The organism is Rhodococcus indonesiensis (genome assembly GCF_047782815.1).
Classification (GTDB): domain Bacteria; phylum Actinomycetota; class Actinomycetes; order Mycobacteriales; family Mycobacteriaceae; genus Rhodococcus; species Rhodococcus indonesiensis.
In genome coordinates, this window is the sequence record NZ_CP180630.1 from 5103436 (window position 1) to 5127322 (window position 23887).

The window sequence follows — 23887 nt, forward strand, 5'->3', positions numbered from 1 at the left end:
GGGAGACCCCATGACCACACGACTCGACACCCCGCGTCTCGATCCCGCCCGCCCCGCCGAGGTCGCCGAGCGCTGGCTCGCGGATTTCGCCGATGCACTCCGGTCGGGCAGTGCCGGCGACTACCCGGATGCTCTCGCCACCGACGCATGGTGGCGCGATCTGCTCGCCTTCACCGGTGATCTGCGCAGCCTGCACGGCGAATCGGCGATCCGGCCGCTGCTCACCGGCGCGGCGGACCTCGAGGTCCGCGACGAGGCACTCGATTCCTCCGCTCCGCCGGTTCTGCTGCCCACCGGCGACGGTCCGCCGGTGATACAGCTGCTCTTCCGTCTCACCGTCCGCTTCGGACAGGTCCGTGGCGTCGCGCGCCTGACGCCGGACGAGACGGACCGCTGGCGTGCGACCGCCGTGCTGACCGCCCTCGACAGTCTCGTCGGGGCCGAACCGGCTGTGGGAGAGCGCCGTCCGATCGGTGCGCCGGAACCCGGGGAACGCGTCACCACCCACTGGGGGGACCACCGCCGCCTCGCGAACGAGTGCACCGACCGGGATCCGGACGTCCTCGTGATCGGTGCCGGGCATTCCGGGCTCGGACTCGCCGCCTACCTGGGCGCGATGAACGTGCACACGCTCGTCGTCGAACGCAACGAGCGCGTGGGCGACAACTGGCGCAACCGCTACGACTCGCTGGTGCTGCACGACCCCGTGTGGTCGAACCATCTGCCGATGATGCCGTTCCCATCTACGTGGCCGGTGTTCACGCCGAAGGACAAGATGGGTGACTGGCTCGAAATCTATTCCCGGGCCCTGGAACTGAACGTGTGGACCCGCACGGAGCTGGTGAGCGCCTCCTACGATCCGGCGCCGGAGCGCTGGGACGTGCTCCTCGACCGCGGCGGCGAACGGCGCGTCCTGCATCCGCGCCACGTGGTCCTGGCCACCGGCCTGAGCGGAACCGAGCCGCTCGTCCCGGACATTCCGGGGAGCGAAGAATTCGCGGGCGAGCTGCTGCATTCCGGCCGGTACACGACGGACCCACGACGGAGCGGCCGGAACGTCGTCGTCATCGGCACCGGGAACAGCGGCCACGACATCGCGCAGGACCTGTACAACACCGGCGCGAACGTGACCCTCGTCCAGCGGGGTCCGACGTACGTCGTCGGCGGCACCACCGTGGTCGACGTCATGCTGAAGCCGGCCTACGGCGAGGACACCGCGCCCACCGAGATCGCCGACCTCGTCGGCGCGTCGTTCGCGCGACGGGACGAGGGCTTCGTCGACGGGCTGCGTACCGCGGTCGCGGCGATGGCCGACATCGATCGCGACCTGCTCGATGCCCTGAGCGCCCGGGGATTCCGCCACAGCCTGGGCGACGGCGGGACCGGAGCGATGAACCTCTTCCTCACCCGCAACGGCGGCTACTACATCGACGTCGGCGCTTCGCGGCTCGTCGCGGACGGGTCGATCGGGCTGGTCGCCGGGAAGACCGTCGAACGGTTCGTCCCCGAGGGAGTCGTGATGTCGGACGGCACCGTGCTGCCCGCCGACACCGTCGTGTTCGCCACCGGATTCCGGGGCATTCTCGACACTGCCCGTCGCGTCCTGGGCGACGCGGTCGCCGACCGGTGCGGACCGGTCTGGGGCCTCGACGACGAGGGCGAGATCCGGTCGGTGTGGCGACGTTCCGGCCACGACGGGTTCTGGTTCAGCGGCGGAAATCTCACCTTCGCCCGGATCTACAACAAGTACCTCGCACTCCAGATCAGAGCCGACCTGGACGGCCTCGACCTGCCGTCCGTTCCCTGACCCATCCCCTCGAGTACACGGAGACCGACACATGCGCGCCGACGACATCGACGAGATCATCCGCGTCACCCACCTCTACGCCCGGGGCCTCGACCGATTCGACCCCAAGGAAGCCCTGTCCGCCTTCGCACCCGACGGAGTGTGGGACGCCAGCGCCGTGGGCCTGACCCGGTACGAGGGCCACGAGCAGATCCTCGACTTCTTCGAGCGGGACGCACAGGCGGTGGACAAGCAGTTCCACATCATCACCAATCACGTCATCGACTTCGAGGACGACGACCATGCCACCGGTACGAACTACGTCTTCTCCGAAGCGGAGATGAAGAACGGCGCCGCCATCAAGGCGATCGCACTCAACGAGGACCGTTACGTCCGTACCGCCGACGGCTGGAAGATCGCCGAGCGGATCATCACGGGTCTCACCACCCCGCAGATGGACGGCTTCGACGCCTGACCGTGCGATGCCGAGACACGCGACCGGGGTGGGGACTGCGAAGTCCCCACCCCGGTCGCGTGTCTCCGGTCGGTGTACCGGGTCAGATGTCCTTGGTGATCTCGTAGAAGTCGAACGAGACGCCGGCCTGCGCGAAGTTCTCGAGGTCGGCTGCGCCCTGCTGCCCCTCCGGAGACGCCATGTCCGCGAGCATGGCTTCCTTGCTGTCCCAGTCGCATACCGCGACCAGGAAGTGCGGCGGGGTGCTGCCGTCGGGAGTGGAGCACACGCCCCATTCGTAGTTCCGGATGCCCTGCTGCTTCAGTGCGAGCTTGGAGTGCACGTTGCGGTAGTGGTCGAGGAACTTCTCGGGATCCTCGGGGTGGTTGTACGCGGCGACGAGTCGGTACATGTCGACCTCTTTCGATGGTGGATTCGGACATTCTCCGAAGGCAGCGGGCCCGCACGCGGGGCGGTGGAGTGCTCCCGCACGCAGGGAGGAGACAGGAAGCCCGCCACATATATTCACTCCCCGTCTTTGATTATATCCATTCGCATTGATAGAGTGATACCCGTCACAGACTTTTTCCGCGCCGGCCGACCAGCCGGGCGGATCATGCTCCCGCCGGACCCACCGAATCCGCGAGTCCGGCGGCAACATCGGCACATCCGATCGAATCCCTCAGTCAGAGAGGCTATCCGATGACTGCAACCCCCACCCCCACCGCCGCTGCCGAAGTCGACGCCGTCGTCGTCGGTGCGGGCTTCGCAGGCCTGTACCTGCTGTGGAAGCTGCGCCGCCACGGTTACACCGCCGTCGCCCTCGACAAGGGCAAGGAGGTCGGCGGCACCTGGCACTGGAACCGCTACCCCGGCGCCCGCTGCGACGTGGACAGCCACGACTACTCCTTCGGGTTCGACGAGGAGCTCGAACAGGAGTGGGAGTGGAGCGAGCGTTACCCGTCGCAGCCCGAACTGCAGGCGTACCTCTCGCACGTCGCCGACCGGTTCGACCTGCGCCGCGACATCCGGCTCGAAACCGCCGTCACCGAAGCCCGTTTCGACGACAGCGAGCAGAAGTGGCACGTGCGTACCGACCGGGGCGACGAGTACGTCGCGCGGTTCTGCCTCATGGCCGTCGGCTGCCTGTCGGTACCCAAGGACGTCGACGTTCCGGGCCTCGACAAGTTCCAGGGACCGATCTACCGCACCAGCGCGTGGCCGGAGGAGGGGGTGGACTTCACCGGCCTGCGGGTCGCCGCGGTCGGTACGGGTTCGTCCGGGGTGCAGGCCATCCCGGAGATCGCGAAGCAGGCCGGCAAGCTGACCGTTCTGCAGCGCACCGCCAACTTCGTCATCCCCGCCCGCAACCACAAGCTCGACCCGGAGTTCGTCACGAACATCAAGGCGAACTACCGCGAGCGGCGCCAGGCCTGCCGGACCGCCGCCGCCGGCTGCATCCGCGACGACAACCCCAAGGCCGCGTACGACGTCAGCGACGACGAGCGCTGGGCCGAGTACGAGAAGCGCTGGCAGGGCGGCGGCATCGCCTTCCTCGGCGCGTTCGCGGACCTGATGGTCGATCAGCGGGCGAACGATTCGGTGTGCGACTTCATCCGGGCCAAGATCGACGAGATCGTCGACGATCCGGACGTCGCGGACAGCCTCAAGCCGTTCGGGTACCCGATGGGCGCGAAGCGGCCCGTCATCGGCACCGACTGGTACGAGACGTTCAACCGCGACAACGTCGAACTGGTCGACCTGCGGAAGAAGCCCCTCGACAGCTTCACCGCACACGGCATGCATCTCGCCGACGGCACCGAGTACGAGTTCGACGCCGTCGTGCTCGCCACCGGATTCGACGCCTTCACCGGTGCGTTCACCCAGATCGACATCCGCGGCCGCGCCGGTCTGCCGCTGCGGGAGGCATGGCAGGAGGGCCCGAAGACACACCTCGGCCTGGGCACCGCGGGCTTCCCCAACATGTTCATCATCGCCAACGTCGGAAGCCCGTCGGTGCTGTCGAACATGGTGACCGCCATCGAGCAGCACGTCGAGTGGACGGTCGAGACCATGGATCACATGCGCGAGCACGGACTGACCACGATCGAGGCCACCGAGGAGGCGCAGAACGCGTGGGTCGAGACGGTCGAGGAGATCGCAAACATGACCCTGTGGCCGCAGGGCGAGTCGGGATCCTGGTACCGCGGTCAGAACATCCCCGGCAAGCCGCAGATCTTCATGCCCTACGCCGGCGGCATCGTGCTGTACGAGCAGACGTGGAACGAGGTCCGGGACGCCGACTTCAAGGGATTCGTCCTGGCCTGACGTCGGGGCCTCGCGCCGGACGATCGCGACCAGCGATCGTCCGGCGCGTTTCGCTGCGTCGTTGGTGTCGCGCGGGTGGATCTCGCGCCGAGCGGGAGGATCTCGCGCCGAAACGCGAGAAGCGACGACGGCAACCTCCCGCTCGGCGCAGCAACATCCCGCTCATCGCCGGCGGACACGACGACGGGGGTGCGGGCCGAACCCCCCACCCCCGTTCGCGTGTCCGTCAGATCAGCTTGGCCAGCGCATATGCCTGACGGGTGGCGAACACCAGTCGCCGCGGCGCGTAGGCGTCACCGAGAATGTGCACCTCCCGCTCGCCTTCGGCCGCCGGGCCCTCCTCGAGACTCTCGTACAGGTCGGCATCGCCGATGCCACCGCAGGCGAGCACCACCGAGTCGAAGCCGTCCACCTGGTAGGTGCGCCCCGAATAGACGTTGCGGGTGACCACTCCGGTCGGGGTGATCTCGACGACGTCCTCCATGAACCGGTACTGCACGCCCTTCTCGTCGAGGCGCCCGAGGATCGCGCCGACGATGTAGCGGCCGAGCAGCTGTCCCGCGACCTGGGTCGCGTAGACGACGGTGACGTCGTGCCCGCGATCGGTGAGGAAGTCGGCGAGCGACAGCGGCGGCATGTGATCGTCCTGCGCGACGATCAGGACCCGCTTGCCGACGGCGGCGTCGCCATTGAGGACGTCGCGGATGTCGGCGACGTTGTCGCCGTAGACACCCGGGATGTCCGGAATCCGGCGGGTGGAGCCGGTGGCGACCGCCACCACGTCGAATCCCGCGGATTCGATCTCCGCCTTCGTCGCCGCATGCCGGTAGGCGATCTTCACGCCCGCCCGCTCGAGCCGGCGCTGCTGCCAGTCCAGGTACTTCTCGAACATGTCGTACGTGGGGGCGTTGATCGCGGTGCGCAGTTGGCCGCCGAGCACGTCGGACGCCTCCCACAGCTCAACGTCGTGGCCCTTCTCCCGGGCCAGGGCAGCGAACTCCATGCCGGCCGGGCCACCGCCGACGACGAGCACGCGCTTGGGGTCGGTCACGGTGGGCCACGGCCCGTCGACCTCGTTGCTGGTGACGGGGTTGACCGCGCAGCCGAACGGCAGCCCCTCGACGTAGCGGCGGCTGATGCACTCGTTGCCGCCGACGCAGGGCCGGATCTCGTCGACGCGGCCGGTGCGGACCTTCTCCACGATCGACGGCTCGGCGATGTGCGCACGAGCCATGCCGACGACGTCGGCGTCGCCGGCCGCGAGGATCCGCTCCGCGACATCGGGGTGGTTGATCCGGCCCGTGTGCACGACGGGCAGCGACACCGCCCGCTTGAGCTGCCCGGCGAGATCGCTCCACTGGCCGGCCTCGTAGAAGTGCGGCTGGATGTAGGACGGGTTGCCCCACGGGCTGCCCACCACGCCGTGGAAGTAGTCGACGAGTCCGGTGCTCTCGAGGTACTGCGCGATCTCGATGGCGCCGTGGATGTCGTATCCGCCCGGCACCTCCTCGCGCAGATTCAGGCGGATGCCGATGACCATGGACGATCCGATCACGTCACGGATGGCCCGCAGCACCTCGACCGGGAACCGGCAGCGGTTCTCGATCGAGCCCCCGTACTCGTCGTCGCGCTTGTTGGTCAGCGGCGAGAGGAAGTACTCGAGCAGATCGTCGTGGTTCATGTGGAGCTCGACACCGTCGAGGCGTGCCTTCTGGGCCTGCTCCGCACAGAACTTGTACTGACCGACGAAGTAGGCGATCTCGTCCCGGTTCAGCTTGTGCGGAACGTTGTTGATCACCGGAGCGCTCAGGACCGACGACGCGCCGTGCGGCATGCCGCCCTGGTGCACCATCTGTCCCGTCGCCACCGCCCCCTCGGCGTGCAGGGCGTCGGAATAGGCCTGCACCCGTTCGACGAAGAACGGCAGGCTGTAATGACCTTCGACCGTGGCGCCCACGCCGGTGGGTTCGAACCCCGGGATCACCCCGGTGTTCGGCACCCAGGCGCTGAGGCTGTCGAACCATGCGGCTCCGCCCCTGGCCCGGGACACGTAGTAGGCGAGGTTGCGTTCGGCGTCGGCCTCGGACCCGAAGATGTTGCCGATCGCCGAGGCGTGCGGCGGCAGCACCACGCGGTTGCGCAGTTTCATCGGGCCGATCTGGAACGGCGAGAGCAGATGGGCGTAAGCGGAGTCCGGATCCGCGGTCATTTCGTTCACCCCTTGTTCGGTCGGGGCCCGAGCGAGCCACCGCGTCCGTCCCCCGGCATCCTGGTCGAGTCGTGACTGACCGCGATTCGGACGGGACGGACTTCCAGGACAACTCGGTTCGGGCTGTCCAGCAGGCGCTGGAAGGCTTCGGGATCGTTCGGAGCATGGTGCGCCGCGAACGCCGGGTAGAACCAGCGTTTGGTTTCCGCATCGGCGTGGACGGTGACGCGGCCGCGGACGGCGAGCATCCTCCTGCCGGGCAATCCGGTACCTGCATTCGAGACCACCAGCGTCACACGGGGTTCGCGCATCGCTGCCCGGACGTGGGCGCGCTCCTTCGCGGCGGTGAGCCAGAACCGGTCGTCGTGGTGCAAGTAGCTCATCACCACCCCGGCCGGCCACCCGGCCGCGGTGGTGAAGGCGAAGGTGCATTCGCGCTGCGCCGCTACGAGTTCGGCGATACCGTCCTCGTCGACCCGTAGCGTGCGCAGATCCTCGTTGTCGTCGATGCCGACGGCCATCTCACATCACTTCACGTATGCGCCGGCGTCGACCGGGAAGGTGACTCCGGTGACGTACCGCGCCTCGTCGCTGCCGAGGAACAGCACCGCGTTGCTGATGTCGATCGGTTCGACCCACGGCACCGGCAGCGTGTTCAGCGACATGAACCCCGGCATCGCCTTCTCCTGCGACGGCTCCGGGTCCCCGGGGGAGAACATCCCGTACGTCCCCGGGTTCTGGATCATGATGGTGTCGACGTTCGTCGGGTGGATGGTGTTGACACGAATGCTGTAGGGGCCCAGTTCGTTCGCCATGGTGCGCATGAGGCCGACGATGCCGTGCTTGGCCGAGACGTAGTGGGCGACCTGCTGGATACCCTTGAGTCCGCCGATGGAACTGGTGAACATGATCGAACCCCCGCGGCCCTGCTCGATCATCGTGGGGATCGCGACGACGGCGGTGTTGTAGACGCCGGTGAGGTTGACGTCGATCATGTCCCGCCACTGCTCGGCGGTGAGTTCCCACGAGCGGCCGTAGGTGGCGATGCCGGCGTTGGCGACCACGATGTCGACACCGCCGAGCTGCGCCACGCCGTCGTCGAAGGCGCGCTGCAGCGCTGCGCGGTCCCGGACGTCGGCGCGGTGGGCCACGATCCGGCGGTCGAGGGCCTCGACGAGCCGCACGGTCTCCTTCAGCTCGTCCTCGGTGGCCAGCGGGTAGTACGGGGTCACCGTGTCGATGTTCTCGCAGATGTCGACCGCGATGATGTCGGCGCCCTCCTCGGCGAGCCGCAGCGCGTGGCTGCGGCCCTGGCCGCGGGCGGCCCCGGTGATGAACGCGACCTTGCCTTCTACTCGTCCTGCCATGGTTGACGCTCCTCTCGTGGAAAACGATGTCTAGTGCTCGGCGGGGACCAGGACGGTCCCGGTGCCTTCGAGAACGCGCGCGCCGCCCAGGACGTCGAGCGTGAGATCGCAGCGCACCAGGAGACCGTCGGCGGTGTCCTCGACGTCGGTCACCACCCCTGCGGCCCGCAGCCGGTCTCCCTCGAACACGTTGCCGAGGAATCGGAACCGGTATCCGGTGACCCGGTCCACGCCGCCGGCCCAGGATCCGAGCATGGACACGACGTAGGCGATGTTGCTCGGCCCCTGGTTGACCGTGCGCTCCCCGAGGCCCAGCGCAGCCGCGGCGTTCCGGTCGAAGTGGATCGGGTTCGGGTCGCGCATGAGGGCCGAGAGGGTCTTCATCCGGGCCGGATCCACCGCATCGACGGTCCGTTCGGGAATCTGTTGCCCGACAGCCGGTTTCATGATGTTTCTCCTCGACGGGGGAACACGATCGAGTTGGTGGTGGAGGCGCACAGCGCGCCGTCCTCACCGTGCAGGTCGAGGCGGTAGCCGACGATGTCGAAGACGCCGGTGCGCCGGCCCACCTTGCGCGTCGCGGAGACGATCTCGCCCGAGACGCGGTAGGTGCCGCCGACACGCAGCGGCCGGTGCACGACCGTCTCGGTCTCGCCGGCCATCGGCCCGTCGGCCTCGGTGGCCCCGAACACGGCGAACAACTCGTCCCAGCTCCAGCCCATCGCGCCGGTGGCGACGAGGAACACCAGCACCGGGTGCGCGCCACCGTCGGCGGGGTCGGCGAGCATGCTGTCGAGGACGAGGTGCACCCACCACGGCTCGAGCGTGGCCTGCCCGCCCGGGAAGCGGGTGCCGACGAGGTCGGCGAGCTCGGCTTCGGACGGCACCCGGCGCCCGGTATCCACGGTCATCGGGCCGCCGTCGTCTCGAGATACGGGGCCCGCAGGTCCCGCTTCATGATCTTCCCGGTGGGCGCCTTCGGCAGGGCGTCGACGAAGTCCACCGAACGGGGCTTCTGGTAGGAGGCCAGGTTCCGCTTGGCGGTGTCGATGATCTCCTGTTCGGTGGCGGTCTGCCCGGGCTTGAGAACCACGACGGCCTTGACGACCTCGCCCCACTCGTCGTCGGGGATGCCGATGACGGCGCATTCGAGGACGGCGGGGTGGGCGCCGATGGCCTCCTCGACCTGGATGCTGTAGATGTTCTCGCCGCCGGAGATGATCATGTCCTTGGCCCGGTCGACGATGTAGACGTAGTGGTCCTCGTCCCAGACCGCGACGTCGCCGGTCCACATCCAGCCGTCCCGCAGGGTCTGTGCGGTCAGTTCCGGCTTGTTCCAGTAGCCGAGCATGTTGGCTTCGGAGCGGACCACGATCTCGCCGGGGGTCTTGCCGTCCTTGGGGACCTCGTTGCCGTCGAAGTCGACGACCCGGATGGTGGTGCCGAAGCCTTCCCGGCCGCAGGACTTGAGCCGGTGCTCGTTGATTCCCTGGACCGCGTCGAGGTGGTCCTCCTGGGACAGGAACGACATGGTCGTGCCCTCGGTCTGGCCGTACCCCTGGATGAGGGTGCAGGGGAACGCCTCGAGCGCGCTGCGGACGATCGCGGACGGCATGGGGCCGCCGCCGTACTGGATGTTGCGCAGGCTCGACAGGTCGTAGGAGTCGAAGTTCTCCACGGCCATCATCCAGTTCAGCATGGTGGTGATGCCCAGGAACGCCGAGACCCGCTCCGACTCGATGATCTCGAGCGCCTGCTTGGCCTCGAAATTGACCAGCACCACCGGACATCCGTGCTTCATGTAGTTCATCGAGAGCACCACCGGGATGTGGTACATCTGGCCGGTGAGCATGTAGACGTCGGTCGGCACGACCCGCTCGGCGACGGTCTGGTTGAGCATGCCTGCGGCCGCGCTGGTGTGCGAGTGCAGCGCACCCTTGGATTCGCCGGTGGTGCCGCCGGTGTAGAGGATGAAGAACGGGTCGTCTCCCCCGATGCTCGGCGTCCAGATCGGTTCGGCCGGGCTGGAGCTCGCGAGCAGCCCCTCGTACGTCCCGTTACCTCCCGGACCGAACTCGAGCCAGTGTTCGACCGTGGCGGCTCGGCTGAGTTCCTCTCCTACGGAACGGAACTCGGACGCGGTGATGAGCACCTTCGGGGTGGCGTCGGCGACGAGCCCGAGCAGGGAGGGGGTCGCGAGTCGCCAGTTCAGCGGCTGCAGGATCAGGCCCGCGCGACCGACGGCGAAGAACAGCTCCTGGAACTCGATGCTGTTCTTGGTCAGCACGGCGACCCGGTCGCCCTTCTCGAGGCCGAGTCCGCGCAGTCCGTTCGCCAGGCGCCGGACGCGCTCGTCGAGGCCGGCGAAGGTGATGCGCCGGTCGTTGGGGACGTCGTACAACGCCATGCGGTTCGGGGTGAGGGCGGCCCACTTGGCGGGGATGAGGCCCTGGTTCATCGTCATGGTGGCTCCGGAGGCTCAGTACGGGAGGTCGAGGGCGATGTGCCGCTTGGTGAGCACCCAGTCGCCGCCGCTCCTGGTCCACTCGTCCTCGTACTTGCCGGTGGACAGCGCCCGCAGGGCACCGTTCTCCGCAGAGGTGATGAGCAGGTACGACACGGTGCGGACGTTCTTCTCGTCGATCTCGTCGATCAGCAGATTGGTGGTGACGTGCCGCCGCTGGTCGGTCTGGGACTCGTGGGCTCCGCGGAACAGGCCCATGATCTCCTCACGGCCGTTGAGCGGCCCGATGAGGTCGCCGTCCCCGATCTTCATGGTGAACACGGCGGTTTCACCGAAGACGCGCTCGACACCGTCCATGTCGCCGTCGTCGTAGGCGAGAGCGTATCGGGCGAGGGCGTTTTCGATTTCGTTCCTGAGCGACATTACGACTACTCCTGCCGAAGGGAGGGAAGGGAGATGTGATGACAGTCACTTTATACTAATCATGCGCATTGTCTAGGGGTACGAAGACCCCGATTTCCGTGCCGGGAGACGGCACTCAGCGTGATTCGGACACGGTCCAGGTGTCGTGCCCGGTCAGCAAGGACTGCAAGGATTCTCGTCGACGGGGCTCGCCGGCTCGGGCGCTCTCGTTCTGCTCGCGCACGAGATCGTCGTAGGTCGGGCGGGCGACGCTGCGGAACACGCCGAACACGGTGTGGGCGAGGTCCTGGTCGGACAGTCGCGACAACGCGAAGGCGTACTCCGGGTCGTCGGCGTGCGCATCGTGCACCACGATCGATCCCGGATCCGCCGATGCCGTGTCCACCACGCGCAGACCGAATCCGTCACGGACGACGCACTTCTGCCCCTCCGCGCCGAAGACGATCGGCTCACCGTGGCGCAGCGGGATCACCCGCTGCTCCGCATCCTCCTTGCGCAGCACGTCGAACGAGCCGTCGTTGAAGATCGGGCAGTCCTGGTAGATCTCGACGAACGCGGTGCCCCGGTGCTCGGCTGCGCGGCGCAGCACGTCGGTCAGCCCCTTGCGGTCGGAGTCGAGCGCGCGGGCCGCGAAGGTGGCCTCGGCACCGAGCGCGAGGGAGAGGGTGTTGAAGGGGTGGTCCACCGAACCCATCGGGGTGGACTTGGTGACCTTTCCGACCTCGGACGTGGGCGAGTACTGCCCCTTCGTCAGCCCGTAGATCCGGTTGTTGAACAACAGGATCGTGAGGTTCACGTTGCGGCGCAGCGCGTGGATCAGGTGGTTTCCCCCGATCGAGAGGGCATCGCCGTCACCGGTGACGACCCACACCGACAGGTCGGGCCGCGTGACGGCCAGGCCGGTCGCGATCGCCGGCGCGCGGCCGTGGATGGAGTGCAGCCCGTAGGTGTCGAGGTAGTACGGGAACCGGCTCGAACAGCCGATGCCCGAGACGAACATCAAGTTCTCGCGGCGCAGCCCGAGTTCGGGCAGGAAGTTGCGGATCGCGGCCAGGATGACGTAGTCACCGCAACCCGGGCACCAGCGCACCTCCTGGTCGCTCGTGAAGTCCTTGGCCTTCTGCGGGGCGTCGGTCGTCGGGACGAGCGCGGTAGCGCTGAGCCCGAGATCGGTGCCGACCCGGCTGATCAATTCGGTCATGCCGATTCCTCCTCGCGGTCAGGCGCCGGCCGGTACTCGGCCGCAGCCAGCGCCGCGGTGGTCTTGGCGTCTTCGAACTCGCGCAGGGTGCCGGCGAGCGCGGCATCGATCGCGTCGACGATCTCGTCGGCGAGGAAAGCCAGACCCTCGACCTTCGTCACCGGCTCGACGTCGACCAGGTAGCGCGCCCGCAGCACGCTCGTCAGCTGCCCCAGATTCATCTCCGGCGCGATCACCGTGCGGTACCGGCCGAGCACCTCACCGAGGTTGCGCGGCAACGGGTTCAGGTGCCGCAGGTGCAGGTGGGCGACCGCGGTACCGCGACGCCGGGCGCGGCGGCAGGCCTCGCCGATCGGCCCGTAGGAACTGCCCCAGCCCACGATCAGCAGTTCGGCCTGCCCCGACGGATCGTCGACCTCGGCGTCCGGAACGGAAATGCCGTCGATCTTCGCCTGCCGCAGGCGCACCATCAGATCGTGGTTGGCGGGATCGTAGGAGATGTTGCCGCTGCCGTTCGCCTTCTCGAGGCCACCGAGCCGGTGCTCGAGGCCGGGAGTCCCGGGTATCGCCACGGCACGGGCGAGGGTCTCGCGGTCCCGCGCGTAGGGACGCAGCGGCGTGCCGGCGGCGTCCGGGCCCGTCTCGTAGTTCGGATCGATCGGGGCGAGCTCGTCGACCTGCGGGATCTGCCAGGGCTCCGAGCCGTTGGCGATGGCGCCGTCGGACAGCAGCAGGACCGGCGTCCGGTACGTCAGGGCGATGCGGGCCGCCTCGACGGCGGTGGCGAAGCAGTCGGCCGGGGAGCGCGGCGCGAGCACGGCGACGGGCGACTCGCCGTTGCGTCCGTACAGTGCCTGCAGCAGATCGGACTGCTCGGTCTTGGTGGGCAGGCCCGTCGACGGTCCGCCGCGCTGCACGTCGATCACGACGAGCGGCAGCTCGGTCATGACGGCCAGGCCGATGGCCTCGCTCTTGAGGGCCAGGCCCGGGCCGGAGGTGCTGGTGACACCGAGTGCGCCCCCGAGGGAGGCGCCGACCGCTGCGCCGATGGCGGCGATCTCGTCCTCCGCCTGGAATGTGGTCACGCCGAGACCACGGTGCTTGGTCAGCTCGTGCAGGATGTCGGAGGCGGGGGTGATCGGGTACGTCCCGAGGAACACCTCGAGCCCGGACAGCTCACCGGCGGTCACCAGACCGTAGGCCAGCGCGGTGTTACCGGTGATCTGCCGGTACGTGCCGACCGGCAGGTCCGCCTTGGCCACCTCGAACGTCGTCGCGAACGTCTCGGTGGTCTCGCCGTAGTTCCACCCGGCCTGGAAGGCGAGCAGGTTTCCCTGGGCGACCTGCGGCTTCTTGGCGAACTTGGTGCGCAGGAACTCCTCGATCCGCTCCACCGGCCGGTTGTACATCCACGACAGCAGCCCGAGCGCGAACATGTTCTTCGCGCGCTCCCCGTCCTTGCGGCTCAGGCCGGCCGGCTCCACCGCCCCCACCGACAGGCTCGACATCGGGACCTGGTGGACCACGAACTCGTCGAGGCTTCCGTCGTCGAGCGGGTCGGCGGCGTAGCCGACCTTGGACAGGTTGCGCTTGGTGAACTCGTCGGTGTTGACGATGACGGTGCCGCCCCGCGGCAGATCGTCGATGTTCGCCTTCAGTGCCGCCGGGTTCATCGCGACGAGGACGTCCGGTCGATCACCCGCGGTGAGGATGTCGTGGTCCGCGATCTGGATCTGGAACGACGACACCCCCGGCAGGGTGCCCTGGGGCGCCCGGATCTCGGCGGGGAAGTTGGGCTGCGTCGCGAGGTCGTTGCCGAACGCGGCCGCCTCGGAGGTGAAGCGGTCACCGGTCAGCTGCATGCCGTCACCCGAGTCGCCCGCGAAGCGGATGACGACTCGTTCCAGCTTGGTGGTGTTCGCGTCCGTTGTCATGGATTCCTGCCTCTGGTCCGCATTCTGCCCCTACGGGGCTTCCTTCACGAGTTGCTTGGCCAGCGAATCGAAGATCACCTCGGTCGAGCCCTCGTAGATCCGCATGGGACGCGCCTCCCGGTAGAGGCGTTCGAGCTTGCCGCCGCGCACGAGCCCGAAACGACCCATGATCTGCACCGACCGGTCGACGACGCGAGCTGCCGCCTCGGTCGCCCCGACCTTCGCCATCGACGACAGGTGCAGATTGGCGCGGGCATCGCGGGCCGAGGCGGCGGCCGCGCGGTAGGTCAGCGAGCGGGCCATCTCGATGTCGGTCCAGCAGGAGGCGAGGTGCTCGGGCACCGACCCCAGGCGCGCGAGGCTGACACCGAAGCCCTCCCGGGACTTGGCATGGGCGACGGCCTCGTCCAGCGCGGCCTGGGCCACGCCGACGGCGGCGCCGGCCACGGACACGCGGAACGTGGCGAGGGTGGCGAGGACGAGCGCGAAGCCCTTGCCCGGTTCCCCGATGCGGTTGCCGACCGGGACCTCGACGTTCTCGAGGATGACGTCGCTGAGCACGTGGGGCGCGATGATCTGGTGGGGGTGCTCGATGCGCAGGCCGGGCGCGCCGGCCGGGACCAGCACGAGGGAGTATCCGTCGCCCTCGCGGGCGAGGATGCTGTAGAAGTCAGCGTCGCCGCCGTTGGTGATGAAGGACTTGTGGCCGTCGACGACGAGCTTGCCGTCGCGCTCGACGACGGTGGTGCTGAGGGCCTTGAGATCGGATCCGACGTGCGGCTCGGTCAGGCCGAGCGCGGCTACCGCCTCGAGCCGGGCCACCTTGGGCAGCCACTCCGCCTTGAGTTCCTCGGACCCGCCGACACTGATGCAGTAGCTGCCGATGCCCTGCATGCCGAACATGGAGTCGAGGTGGGCGGACTCGGCGGCGAGGGCCTCGCGCACAATGGTCACCGCGAGGGAATCGACCTTCTCGAAGCGGCCACCGTAGGCGGCCGGCACGACGACCTCGGTGAGACGGGACGCGGTCAGCCGCTTGCGGACGTCCGGGTCGAAGCTGTCCGCCTCGTCGGCACGCGCGGCGATGTCGGCACACTCGGCTGCGAGGGCGCGAGCTTCCCGCTGGAGGTCGAGGTATCGCTGCGGCAGGGCGAACAGGTCCTGCTGGTCGTCACTCACCTTGTACTCCGTTCTGGCGATGCGTCCGCTCACCGGAGGCGCCACGGCGCTGTGACTCGGTGCGGTCTCGGCCATTGTCGTGAACTGGATCACTATCCGCTAATCTATGATCACAATAGCAAGGAATTGGGTACCGTCAACCAGGACCAGCGGAGGAATTCGATGACCGATTCAACGACCGGCCGGACCCGCCCGGGGTTCGACCCCACGCGCGCGTTCGATCTCACCGACCGCACCGCGATCGTCACCGGCGGCAGCCGGGGCCTCGGCCGCGCCATGGCGTTCGGGCTGGCCCGGGCCGGCTGCGACGTCGTCATCGCCAGCCGTGACCTGGCCTCGTGCCAGGCCACCGCCGACGAGATCACCGAGGAGACCGGCCGCAAGACGCTCGCGCACTCGTTCCACGTCGGCAGGTGGGAGTCGATCGAGGAACTCGTGGACGCGGCCTACGACCACTTCGGGAAGATCGACGTACTGATCAACAATGCGGGCATGTCCCCGCTGTACGACAGCCTCGACACCGTCAGCGAAACGCTGTTCGACAAGGTCGTCGGAGTGAACCTCAAGGGTCCGTTCCGGCTCGCGGCACTCGTGGGAACCCGCATGGCGCAGGGCGACGGCGGATCCATTATCAACATTTCCAGTGCCGGGTCCGTCCACCCCAGGCCCGATATCCTGCCCTACGCCGCCGCCAAGGCCGGACTCAACGCCGTTACCATCGGCATGGCGCACGCGTTCGGTCCCACGGTGCGCAGCAACGCGATCATGGCCGGTACCTTCCTCACCGACGTGAGCAACTCCTGGGACATGGAGGCATTCTCGCGGCGGGCGCAGAGCTTCGCCGCCAAGCGCGGCGGCCAGCCCGACGAGATCGTGGGCGCGGCCCTGTACCTCGCGAGCGACGCCTCGAGTTTCACCACCGGTTCCATCGTCACCGTCGACGGCGGCCACCCCTGATCCGCCCGGAAGGACAAGACATGACCACCGCCACCACCGCCGTCACCCAGCAGCGCTTCCAGCTCGCCTACGGCGACTGCGACGCCGTCGGCATCTCGTACTTCGCGATCAACTACCCGTGGATGGAACGGACGTACAGCGTCTGGCTGCACTCGTTCGGCCTCGACAGCCACACGATGCTCGACACTATCGGCGTCTACACCGTGGGCCTGAAGTCGGAGTGCCAGTACCTCACCAGCTGCGAGGTGTTCGACGAATTGACCTGCACGGTCGTCCTCGACCACCTCGGTACCACGTCGTACGCGCTCGGATTCGACTTCCAGCGCGGCGACGAACTCGTCGCGCACGGCAAGATCACGTTCGCCGTGCGAGGCGCGGACGGGAAGAAGGCGCAGATTCCCGAGCGACTGCTCGCCGCCCTCCACACGCTGGAGCCACCGAAATCGGCTTGATCACCGTCGCTTCCGGAAACGGGCGTCCACTCCTCAGGGGTGGGCGCCCGTTCCCGTCGAGAACCCGTTTCACCAATCCATTGACATCATTCAGATCGTATTTATAGTTATCAGCACTTAGTGATCCGGATCACTTCCCCCCTCCGGCCCCAGACCCTCGGCGGAGCGGCACGACCCCGACCGGTGCCTGCCGGCACCGATCCTGCTCGACCCCTCGATTCGACGATCAGGAGATTCCAGAGTGACCGCAGTCGAACCCCGCCCCACCGCCCCCGACATCCTCTCCCCCGAGTTCCTCGCCGACCCCTACCCGTCCCACCGCGTACTGCGCGACCACTACCCCGCCCTGCGCCACGAAGCCACGGAGAGCTACCTCATCAGCCGGTACGCCGACTGCGCCGAGGCCTTCCGCAGCCCGAAGTTCTCCAGCCGCAACTACGAGTGGCAGCTCGAGCCCATCCACGGGCGCACCATCCTGCAGATGGAAGGTCGCGAGCACTCGACGCATCGCGCGCTGCTCAACCCGTTCTTCCGCGGCAACGGACTCGAGAAGTTCATGCCGGCCATCACGCACAACGCGGCCGACCTGATCGGCGGCATCGTCGCCCGCAACGCCGGCGAGCTGCTCGGCGAGGTGGCCGGACAGGGCGAGGCCGAACTCGTCTCCCAGTTCACCAGCCGATTCCCCATCAACGTCATGGTCGACATGCTGGGACTGCCCAAGAGCGACCACGAGCGGTTCCGCACCTGGTACTTCTCCATCATGGCCTACCTCAACAACCTGGCTGGGGACCCCGAGATCAACGCCGCCGCCGAACGTACCCACGTCGAGCTGCGGGAGTACATGCTGCCGATCATCCGCGAACGACGCTCCGGCGACGGCGACGACCTGCTCTCGCGCCTGTGCCGTGCGGAGGTCGACGGCGAGCAGATGTCCGACGAGGAGATCAAGGCCTTCGTCAGCCTGCTCCTCGTCGCCGGTGGTGAGACGACGGACAAGGCCATCGCCAGCATGATCCGCAATCTCATCGACCACCCCGACCAGATGCGGGCCGTCCGCGAGGACCGCAGTCTCGCCGACCGCGTCATCGCCGAGACGCTGCGCTACTCCGGACCTGTCCACATGATCATGCGCCAGACCGAGGACGAGGTGCAGATCGAGGACTCGACCATCCCCGCGGGGGCGACGTGCATCATGATGCTCGCGGCCGCCAACCGCGACGAGCGGCACTTCTCGAACCCGGACGAGTTCGACATCTTCCGAACCGATCTCAACGTCGATCGGGCCTTCAGCGGTGCGGCCAACCACGTGCAGTTCATCCTCGGCCGGCACTTCTGCGTGGGCTCGATGCTCGCGAAGACGGAGATGACCATCGCGCTGAACCTCGTGCTCGACACGATGGACTCGATCGAGTACCAGGACGGCTTCGTCCCGCGCGAGGAAGGCCTGTACACGCGCAGCATCCCGGAGCTCCGCGTGAAGTTCGAACCGACGGGCGCCCTCGGCTGAGACCGGCCACCCCGAGCACAGCCCTCGGCGAGATCCGCGAAACGGCCGGTCGTCCGCATAAGCGAATTACTTACGCGGACGACCGGGACCGTCGCGGATCGGAAGTCCTTACTGCAGGGTGTAGTCCGTCAGTACCCGTCGGCCCGGCGTGAAGGTGGCCGGGATGCGCTGGTAGCCGGTGTTCACGCCCTGTCGCGGGTAGGGCTGCAGCGCGTCGTAGTCGACCTCGTAGTCCGGCATCCGTTCGAGCACCTGGCTGATCAGCGCGTGCGACATGTAGCGGCCGAGATGCGAACCGGCGCAACGGTGCACACCGATACCGAAGGCGGTGTGCCGGTTGGGCCATCGTTCGATGTCGATTTCGTCGGGCTTGTCGAACAGCTCCGTGTCCCGATTGGCGGAAGCCCAGGACAGCAGCACCCGGTCGCCCTTGCGCATGGGGCAGCCGTGGAACTCGACGTCGTGTGTCACGGTGCGGGCGAGCGCCTGGGTCGGCGAGAAGTACCGCAGGAACTCCTCGATGGCGTGATCGAGGAGATCGGGATGGTCGGCCAGCCGCTGCCGCACGTCCTTGTGGCGGCTGAGCCAGACCAGCGAGTTGCTCACCAGGGAGGCGGTGGTGCCGACGCCACCGGAGATGAGCAGGTCGACGATCGCGAAGACGTCGTGATCGTTCATCGGGCTGCCGTCGACCTCCTGCTGGACGAGGTAGCTGATGATGTCGTCCTTCGGGGCCGCGCGTCGTTCCGCGATGGTCTGCTCGATGCGGCCGGCGAGGTACGGGAAGTCGACCTCGACCGCATGGGTGTGTTCGGGGGTACCGGGGATTCCGGCGAGCACCTGGAAGTGGGCATTGGAATAGCGGCGCCACTCCGAGACGTCGAGGCCGAGCCACTCGACCGTGACGATGGAGGGCACCCCGATGACCGACGTCAGGTCGCACTCGCCGCTCTCGATCACGCTGTCGATGAAGCCCGCGACGTGCCGGTCGATCGTGGGCTTCATCTTCTCGACGGCGGCCGGCGCACTGACCGGGTTGACGATCCTGCGGTACTTGCGGAACTCCGGCGGATCGAGCTCGATCGGAATGTGGTCGTGGTGCGGGGTTTTCGGGATCACCACGGACAGTCCCTCCCCGCCGTACTCGCTGCGCGCGGAAGAGAACGTCTCGTCGTCGCGGGCGGCGTCGAAGACCGAGCTGTAGTCGGAGAGCACCCAGTAGCCGCCGTGGGCGGGAGTCCAGCCGATCTTGACGGTTTCCCGGATCTTCCGGTATGACTCGGCCGGGTCGGCCGAGTGCTCGGGGGAGTTGTGGTCGAAGTGGACGACCGGGCAGCGGGCGGGGCTTTCCATCGTGCGTTCCTTCCGAGTCGGGATTCGGCGGCGAGCCGGAGGTCTAGGTCTTGGCGAGCAGCCCGGCGTCGATGGGCAGCACCACGCCGGTCACGTAGCGGGCCTCGTCCGAGGCCAGCCAGACCAAGGCGTTGCTGATGTCGACGGGCTCGACCCAGGGGACGTCGAGCTCGTTGCGCCGGCGGCAGTGGTCGACGATGTCCGCCTGCGTCGGCGATTCAAGGTCGGGGCGGTAGATCCGGTACATGGCGTCGTTCTCGATCATATCCGTGCGGACGGTGCCGGGGTTGAGGGTGTTGACCCGGATTCCGTGCTCCCCCAGCTCGTTGGAGAGGGTGCGCATGAGGCTGACGACCCCGCCCTTGCTGGCGGCGTAGTGCCCCAGATTGCGACTCGCCCGGATCGCCGCGACGGAACTGGTGAGCACGATCGCGCCGCCGGTGCCCTGCTCGATCATGCGGGGGACGACGGCCCGCACGGTGTGGAAGACCCCGGTGAGGTTGACGTCGATGACGTTCTGCCACTCCTCGTCGCTGAGGTGCCAGGTGGGGGTGAAGCTCACGATGCCGGCGTTGGCGCTGACGATGTCGATGTGCCCGAACTCGTCGACGGCGTCGGAGACGAGCAGGTCGAGGGCCGCCTGGTCGCGCACGTCGACGACGCGGGACAGGCAGCGACGGCCCGCGGCCTCGACGAGGCGTCCGGTCTCGGCGAGGTCGTCGGGGGTGGCGAGCGGGTAGGCGACCGTGTCGATGTCCTTGCAGGAGTCGAGGATCACGACGTCGGCGCCTTCCTCCGCAAGGCGGACGGCATTCGAACGTCCCTGCCCCCGTGCGGCGCCCGTGACCAGCGCGACCTTCCCGATTACTCGACCCATTTCCGATCTCCTCTTCTGCTCGGATTGTGACGAAGAGCACCTTAATGCTTATCATCATTATTAGCTAGCGCACCCACTAGGTCCGAAGGTCCCCGATCGTCGGACACCTACGTCCCGCGCCGGAACAGGTTCCGGACCCGCGCGCACAACAGTCAGACGCAACAGCAACTGCTGTCGCGTCTGACCGGAAAGTGCGCGGGTGTTCGGCGGGTCCGCCCGCCGAATGTCACACCGTCGTCGGCTCCATCAGGATGCCGTCGGGTTCGGGCGGGGATCCGGCCGCCCGCGCCGCGGCCCGGCCCGCCCGGTAGCCGAACACCAGTGCCGGACCGAGCGTTCCGCCGGCTCCGCCGTACACCATCCCGGTGGGGGCCGCCATGACGTTGCCCGCGGCGAACAGTCCGGGGATGACGCGATCGTCGACGTCGAGGACCGCGCCGTCGGCGTCGGTGCGCGGGCCGCCCTTCGTGCCGAGCGTGCTGCTGTGGATCTGCACCGCGTGGAAGGGCCCCCGCGCGACCGGCCCCAGGGTGGATTCCACGCCCGGGTACTTGTCCTTGTCACCGACGAACCCGTCGTACACGCTCTCCCCGCGGTGGTACTCGCTGTCGTGGCCCCGGCGCACGTCCTCGTTCCAGTGGGCCACCGTCGACTCGAGCGCGTCCGCGGGGACCTCGATCCGCCGCGCGAGATCGGCGAGGGTGTCGGCACGCACCACCCACTCGGGCACTTCCGTACCCGGCGCGGCCCCGAACGCCCCGTACTTCTCGACATGGTCGGCGTCGAAGATCAGCCAGCAGGGCTGGTTCGGATAGTCGAAGTCGTGGGCGTCGAGATGATGGAACGCGCCGCCGAGGGCGTTGTAGTTGGTCGCCTCGTTGGTGAACCGGCGTCCGTGCCGGTTCACCATGATCGAATGCGGCGCCGTCCGCTCCCGGTGCACGAGCTGAACCGCCTGCGCACCGTTCGCCCGTTGCCCGGGCAGTACCGCGACCGGAGCCCACCAGGCCTCGCGCATGTTGCCGAGCTGCGCGCCGACACGCATCGCCATGCGCAGACCGTCCCCGGTGCACGTGGGGACCGTGGCCGGGTGCGCCAGCGGCCCACGCAGGAAGTCGCGCCGCAGACGCTCGTCCCATTCGAAGCCACCGGTGGCGAGGACGACGCCGTGCTCGGCGCGCACGTCGTGCAGACCGCCCCGCCCCTCGAACCGCACACCCGTGACGCGGCCGGACTCGTCCTGGATCAGCCGCACGCCGCGCTCGCCGGTGTGCACCGCGACGCCCTCGTCGAGACAGCCCTGGAGCAGGGCCGCGACCATGCCACGCCCCAGACCCTCGACACGGTCGTGCTCACGCTGCTCCCGTACGTCGGACGGAAGGTGCCCGGTGCCGCCGCCGATGGGGGTCTCCGCAACCGTCATCCGGCGCGGGACCCCGACGAGCTTGTCCTCCCATCGACCGAGGTCGATGAAGCTGAACAATTCGGGCTCCAGCGAGCGTCCGCCCTCCGGCATGCCGCCCGGCCGCTCGGGGTGGTAGTCGGGATACCCGGCGACGAGGCGCATCTTCAGCGGTGTGGTGTCGAGCCAGTCCAGCAGTTCGGGAACCGTGTCGACGAAGGCCTCGGCGAGTTCGGGCAGGATCATCCCGTGCGACAACGACTCGAGATAGGCGAGGGCCCCCTCGCGCGAGTCGGCGATCCCCGCCTCCCGCGCGTACCGATTGTTCGGCAACCACGCCACGGCGCTCGACAAGCACGTGGTGCCGCCGAGCAGCTCGCCCTTCTCGAACACACCCACCCGGGCTCCGCTCCGGGCAGCCGACAACGCGGCGCACAGTCCGGCGGCGCCGCTGCCGAGCACGACGACGTCGTACCCGTCTGTTTCTTCGTTGTGTTGCATCGCAATCCCTCTCTCGGGTGGTTCAGTCGACGACGGCGGACGGACTCGGCCGGCGCCGTCCGTCCTGCTCGGCGGGACGCGGGGCCTCGGGTGCTGTCGCAGCTGTGAGAACCGTCCCGTAGGCGGTGGTGGGTGTCGCGTACCGGACCTCGAGCCGGCGTTCACCGAAGTACCAGCGGTCGTCCCGTCGGACGTAGCGATCGTGGTACCGGAGGGCGAGGATGCTTTGCACGCCCGCCTGGGCGAACTCGACGTGGCAGGGCACGACGCCGCGTGCTGTGTCCTCGCCGGTGAAGTCCACCGTGCCGGGGTGCGGGGTGTGCACGCTGAGGCCGTCGTAGCCGTCGAGCGCGGACTGCACGTAGGCGACGATCGCGTCCCGGCCGCGCAGCGTCTCGGTGAGACCGCAGAATGCGGCGTCGGGCGCGTACAGGGCGGCCAGCGTCGCCATGTCGTGGTCGTCGACTGCCAGCGCGTACCGCGCCGCCAGCTCCCGGATCTCGAGGACGTCCGCCGTCCGTCGCGGGTGGCGGTCCCGGGGGTCGTGCATGCCGGATCCTTCCGTCGCGGAGTGCATGTCGGGTCCTGCCCCTACTTCACCAGTGCGCCGGCGTCGATCGGCATCGTGATGCCGGTGACGTAGCGGGACTGGGTTCCGGCGAGGAACAGGACGGCGTTGCTGACGTCGTCGGGCTGCACGAACGGGACGTCGAGGGCGTGCATGCCGTGCAGCAGGGGTTCGACCTGTTCACGGGTGGGCTGCGCCTCGTCCGGCAGGAACAGCTTGTAGATCGCATCGTTGAGCAGCATCCGGGTTTCGACGTTGGTCGGCAGGACCGCGTTGACGCGGATGCCCTCGGGGCCGAGTTCGTTGGCGAGGCTGCGCATCACGCCCAGCACGCCGTGCTTGGCAGCCGCATAGTGGACGTTGTTCGGCAGCCCCTTGAGTCCCGCGATGGAACTGATCAGCACGATGCTGCCGCCACGGCCGCCCGCTCGCAGGTGCGGGACGGAGACCTTCACCGTGTTCCACACGCCGGTGAGGTTGATGTCGATCATGTCGCGCCAGATCTCGTCGGTGAGATCCTCGACCGGATAGCTACCGGCGATCCCCGCGTTGGCGACGACGACGTCGAGGCGCCCGAACCGCTCGACGCCCGCCGCCACGGCCTTTGCGACCGCTGCCGAATCCCGCACGTCCGCTTCGGAGGCGACGATCTGCCTCCCCTCGGCCTGCACCAGTCGGACCGTCTCGTCGAGGTCCGCCCGGGTGGCCATGTCGTACGGGGCACCTTGCACCGGCGCGCACAGGTCGAGGGCGATGATGTCGGCGCCTTCCCGGGCGAGGCGCACCGCGTGGTTGCGTCCCTGCCCCCTCGCCGCACCGGTAATGAATGCAACCATGCCGTCGAATCCCACGGTGTAAGCCTTTCCCTCGGTGTTTGGTTCGCATCCCGGACGGCCTGGTCGTGACCTACCGGCGGCGATCA

22 protein-coding genes are annotated in these 23887 nt (G+C 68.1%); 6 read left to right on the forward strand and 16 right to left on the reverse strand.

Annotated features, from left to right (window positions below):
- The first annotated feature begins 10 nt into the window (after positions 1-10).
- Positions 11-1807: a flavin-containing monooxygenase gene (locus ACM26Y_RS23450; RefSeq protein ID WP_416062101.1), complete on the forward strand. Its 1797-nt coding sequence runs from the start codon at positions 11-13 to the stop codon at positions 1805-1807.
- Between the two features lie 31 nt (positions 1808-1838).
- A complete protein-coding gene (locus ACM26Y_RS23455) occupies positions 1839-2261 on the forward strand; it encodes a nuclear transport factor 2 family protein (protein ID WP_003938430.1) in 423 nt (140 codons plus the stop codon).
- An 82-nt stretch (positions 2262-2343) separates the two neighbouring features.
- On the opposite strand, the gene ACM26Y_RS23460 is transcribed toward ACM26Y_RS23455, so the two are convergent.
- The gene (locus ACM26Y_RS23460; RefSeq protein ID WP_003938431.1) at positions 2344-2652 is read right to left on the reverse strand and encodes an EthD family reductase; all 309 of its coding nucleotides are present in this window, start codon (positions 2650-2652) and stop codon (positions 2344-2346) included.
- Between the two features lie 290 nt (positions 2653-2942).
- On the opposite strand from ACM26Y_RS23460, the gene ACM26Y_RS23465 reads away from it, so the two are divergent.
- A complete protein-coding gene (locus ACM26Y_RS23465; protein WP_416062102.1) occupies positions 2943-4568 on the forward strand; it encodes a flavin-containing monooxygenase in 1626 nt (541 codons plus the stop codon).
- 226 nt (positions 4569-4794) lie between these two features.
- Here ACM26Y_RS23465 and ACM26Y_RS23470 read toward each other — a convergent pair whose 3' ends face one another.
- From ACM26Y_RS23470 to ACM26Y_RS23515, 10 genes are all read right to left on the reverse strand, one after another.
- Positions 4795-6777, reverse strand: coding sequence for an FAD-dependent oxidoreductase (locus ACM26Y_RS23470; RefSeq protein WP_416062103.1), 1983 nt, complete (start codon positions 6775-6777; stop codon positions 4795-4797).
- Positions 6778-6782: 5 nt separating this feature from the next.
- Positions 6783-7298 carry a pyridoxamine 5'-phosphate oxidase family protein gene (locus ACM26Y_RS23475; protein WP_003938434.1) on the reverse strand — a complete coding sequence of 172 codons (516 nt, stop codon included), beginning with the start codon at positions 7296-7298 and terminating at the stop codon, positions 6783-6785.
- Between the two features lie 6 nt (positions 7299-7304).
- Positions 7305-8144, reverse strand: coding sequence for a mycofactocin-coupled SDR family oxidoreductase (locus ACM26Y_RS23480; protein ID WP_003938435.1), 840 nt, complete (start codon positions 8142-8144; stop codon positions 7305-7307).
- Between the two features lie 30 nt (positions 8145-8174).
- Positions 8175-8591: a MaoC family dehydratase gene (locus tag ACM26Y_RS23485; protein WP_054374588.1), complete on the reverse strand. Its 417-nt coding sequence runs from the start codon at positions 8589-8591 to the stop codon at positions 8175-8177.
- A complete protein-coding gene (locus tag ACM26Y_RS23490) occupies positions 8588-9055 on the reverse strand; it encodes a hypothetical protein (protein ID WP_416062104.1) in 468 nt (155 codons plus the stop codon). The genes ACM26Y_RS23485 and ACM26Y_RS23490 overlap by 4 nt, the downstream gene beginning before the upstream one ends.
- Entirely contained in the window at positions 9052-10608 is a 1557-nt protein-coding gene (locus tag ACM26Y_RS23495; RefSeq protein WP_416062105.1) for a class I adenylate-forming enzyme family protein, read from the reverse strand. The genes ACM26Y_RS23490 and ACM26Y_RS23495 overlap by 4 nt, the downstream gene beginning before the upstream one ends.
- 15 nt (positions 10609-10623) lie before the next feature.
- The gene (locus tag ACM26Y_RS23500; RefSeq protein ID WP_010594012.1) at positions 10624-11031 is read right to left on the reverse strand and encodes a nuclear transport factor 2 family protein; all 408 of its coding nucleotides are present in this window, start codon (positions 11029-11031) and stop codon (positions 10624-10626) included.
- Between the two features lie 115 nt (positions 11032-11146).
- Entirely contained in the window at positions 11147-12232 is a 1086-nt protein-coding gene (locus ACM26Y_RS23505; protein ID WP_371382618.1) for a 2-oxoacid:ferredoxin oxidoreductase subunit beta, read from the reverse strand.
- Entirely contained in the window at positions 12229-14166 is a 1938-nt protein-coding gene (locus tag ACM26Y_RS23510) for a 2-oxoacid:acceptor oxidoreductase subunit alpha (RefSeq protein ID WP_416062106.1), read from the reverse strand. Before ACM26Y_RS23510 ends, ACM26Y_RS23505 begins: the two co-directional genes overlap by 4 nt.
- Before the next feature lie 30 nt (positions 14167-14196).
- On the reverse strand, positions 14197-15345 hold the full coding sequence (locus ACM26Y_RS23515) for an acyl-CoA dehydrogenase family protein (protein ID WP_081005313.1): 1149 nt from the start codon (positions 15343-15345) through the stop codon (positions 14197-14199).
- 162 nt (positions 15346-15507) lie between these two features.
- On the opposite strand from ACM26Y_RS23515, the gene ACM26Y_RS23520 reads away from it, so the two are divergent.
- The 3 genes from ACM26Y_RS23520 to ACM26Y_RS23530 all read left to right on the forward strand — a co-directional run bounded on the left by ACM26Y_RS23520 (position 15508) and on the right by ACM26Y_RS23530 (position 18264).
- Positions 15508-16302 carry an SDR family NAD(P)-dependent oxidoreductase gene (locus ACM26Y_RS23520; protein ID WP_003938443.1) on the forward strand — a complete coding sequence of 265 codons (795 nt, stop codon included), beginning with the start codon at positions 15508-15510 and terminating at the stop codon, positions 16300-16302.
- Positions 16303-16322: 20 nt separating this feature from the next.
- On the forward strand, positions 16323-16754 hold the full coding sequence (locus ACM26Y_RS23525) for an acyl-CoA thioesterase (RefSeq protein WP_248957373.1): 432 nt from the start codon (positions 16323-16325) through the stop codon (positions 16752-16754).
- Between the two features lie 241 nt (positions 16755-16995).
- The gene (locus ACM26Y_RS23530) at positions 16996-18264 is read left to right on the forward strand and encodes a cytochrome P450 (RefSeq protein ID WP_003938445.1); all 1269 of its coding nucleotides are present in this window, start codon (positions 16996-16998) and stop codon (positions 18262-18264) included.
- 108 nt (positions 18265-18372) lie between these two features.
- On the opposite strand, the gene ACM26Y_RS23535 is transcribed toward ACM26Y_RS23530, so the two are convergent.
- From ACM26Y_RS23535 to ACM26Y_RS23555, 5 genes are all read right to left on the reverse strand, one after another.
- Entirely contained in the window at positions 18373-19617 is a 1245-nt protein-coding gene (locus ACM26Y_RS23535) for a cytochrome P450 (RefSeq protein ID WP_003938446.1), read from the reverse strand.
- 43 nt (positions 19618-19660) lie between these two features.
- The gene (locus ACM26Y_RS23540; protein WP_416062107.1) at positions 19661-20494 is read right to left on the reverse strand and encodes a mycofactocin-coupled SDR family oxidoreductase; all 834 of its coding nucleotides are present in this window, start codon (positions 20492-20494) and stop codon (positions 19661-19663) included.
- Positions 20495-20720: 226 nt separating this feature from the next.
- Positions 20721-22397, reverse strand: coding sequence for an FAD-dependent oxidoreductase (locus ACM26Y_RS23545; RefSeq protein WP_301914141.1), 1677 nt, complete (start codon positions 22395-22397; stop codon positions 20721-20723).
- 22 nt (positions 22398-22419) lie between these two features.
- On the reverse strand, positions 22420-22947 hold the full coding sequence (locus ACM26Y_RS23550) for a nuclear transport factor 2 family protein (protein WP_054374260.1): 528 nt from the start codon (positions 22945-22947) through the stop codon (positions 22420-22422).
- A 41-nt stretch (positions 22948-22988) separates the two neighbouring features.
- The gene (locus ACM26Y_RS23555; protein WP_416062108.1) at positions 22989-23816 is read right to left on the reverse strand and encodes a mycofactocin-coupled SDR family oxidoreductase; all 828 of its coding nucleotides are present in this window, start codon (positions 23814-23816) and stop codon (positions 22989-22991) included.
- Positions 23817-23887 lie beyond the last annotated feature (71 nt).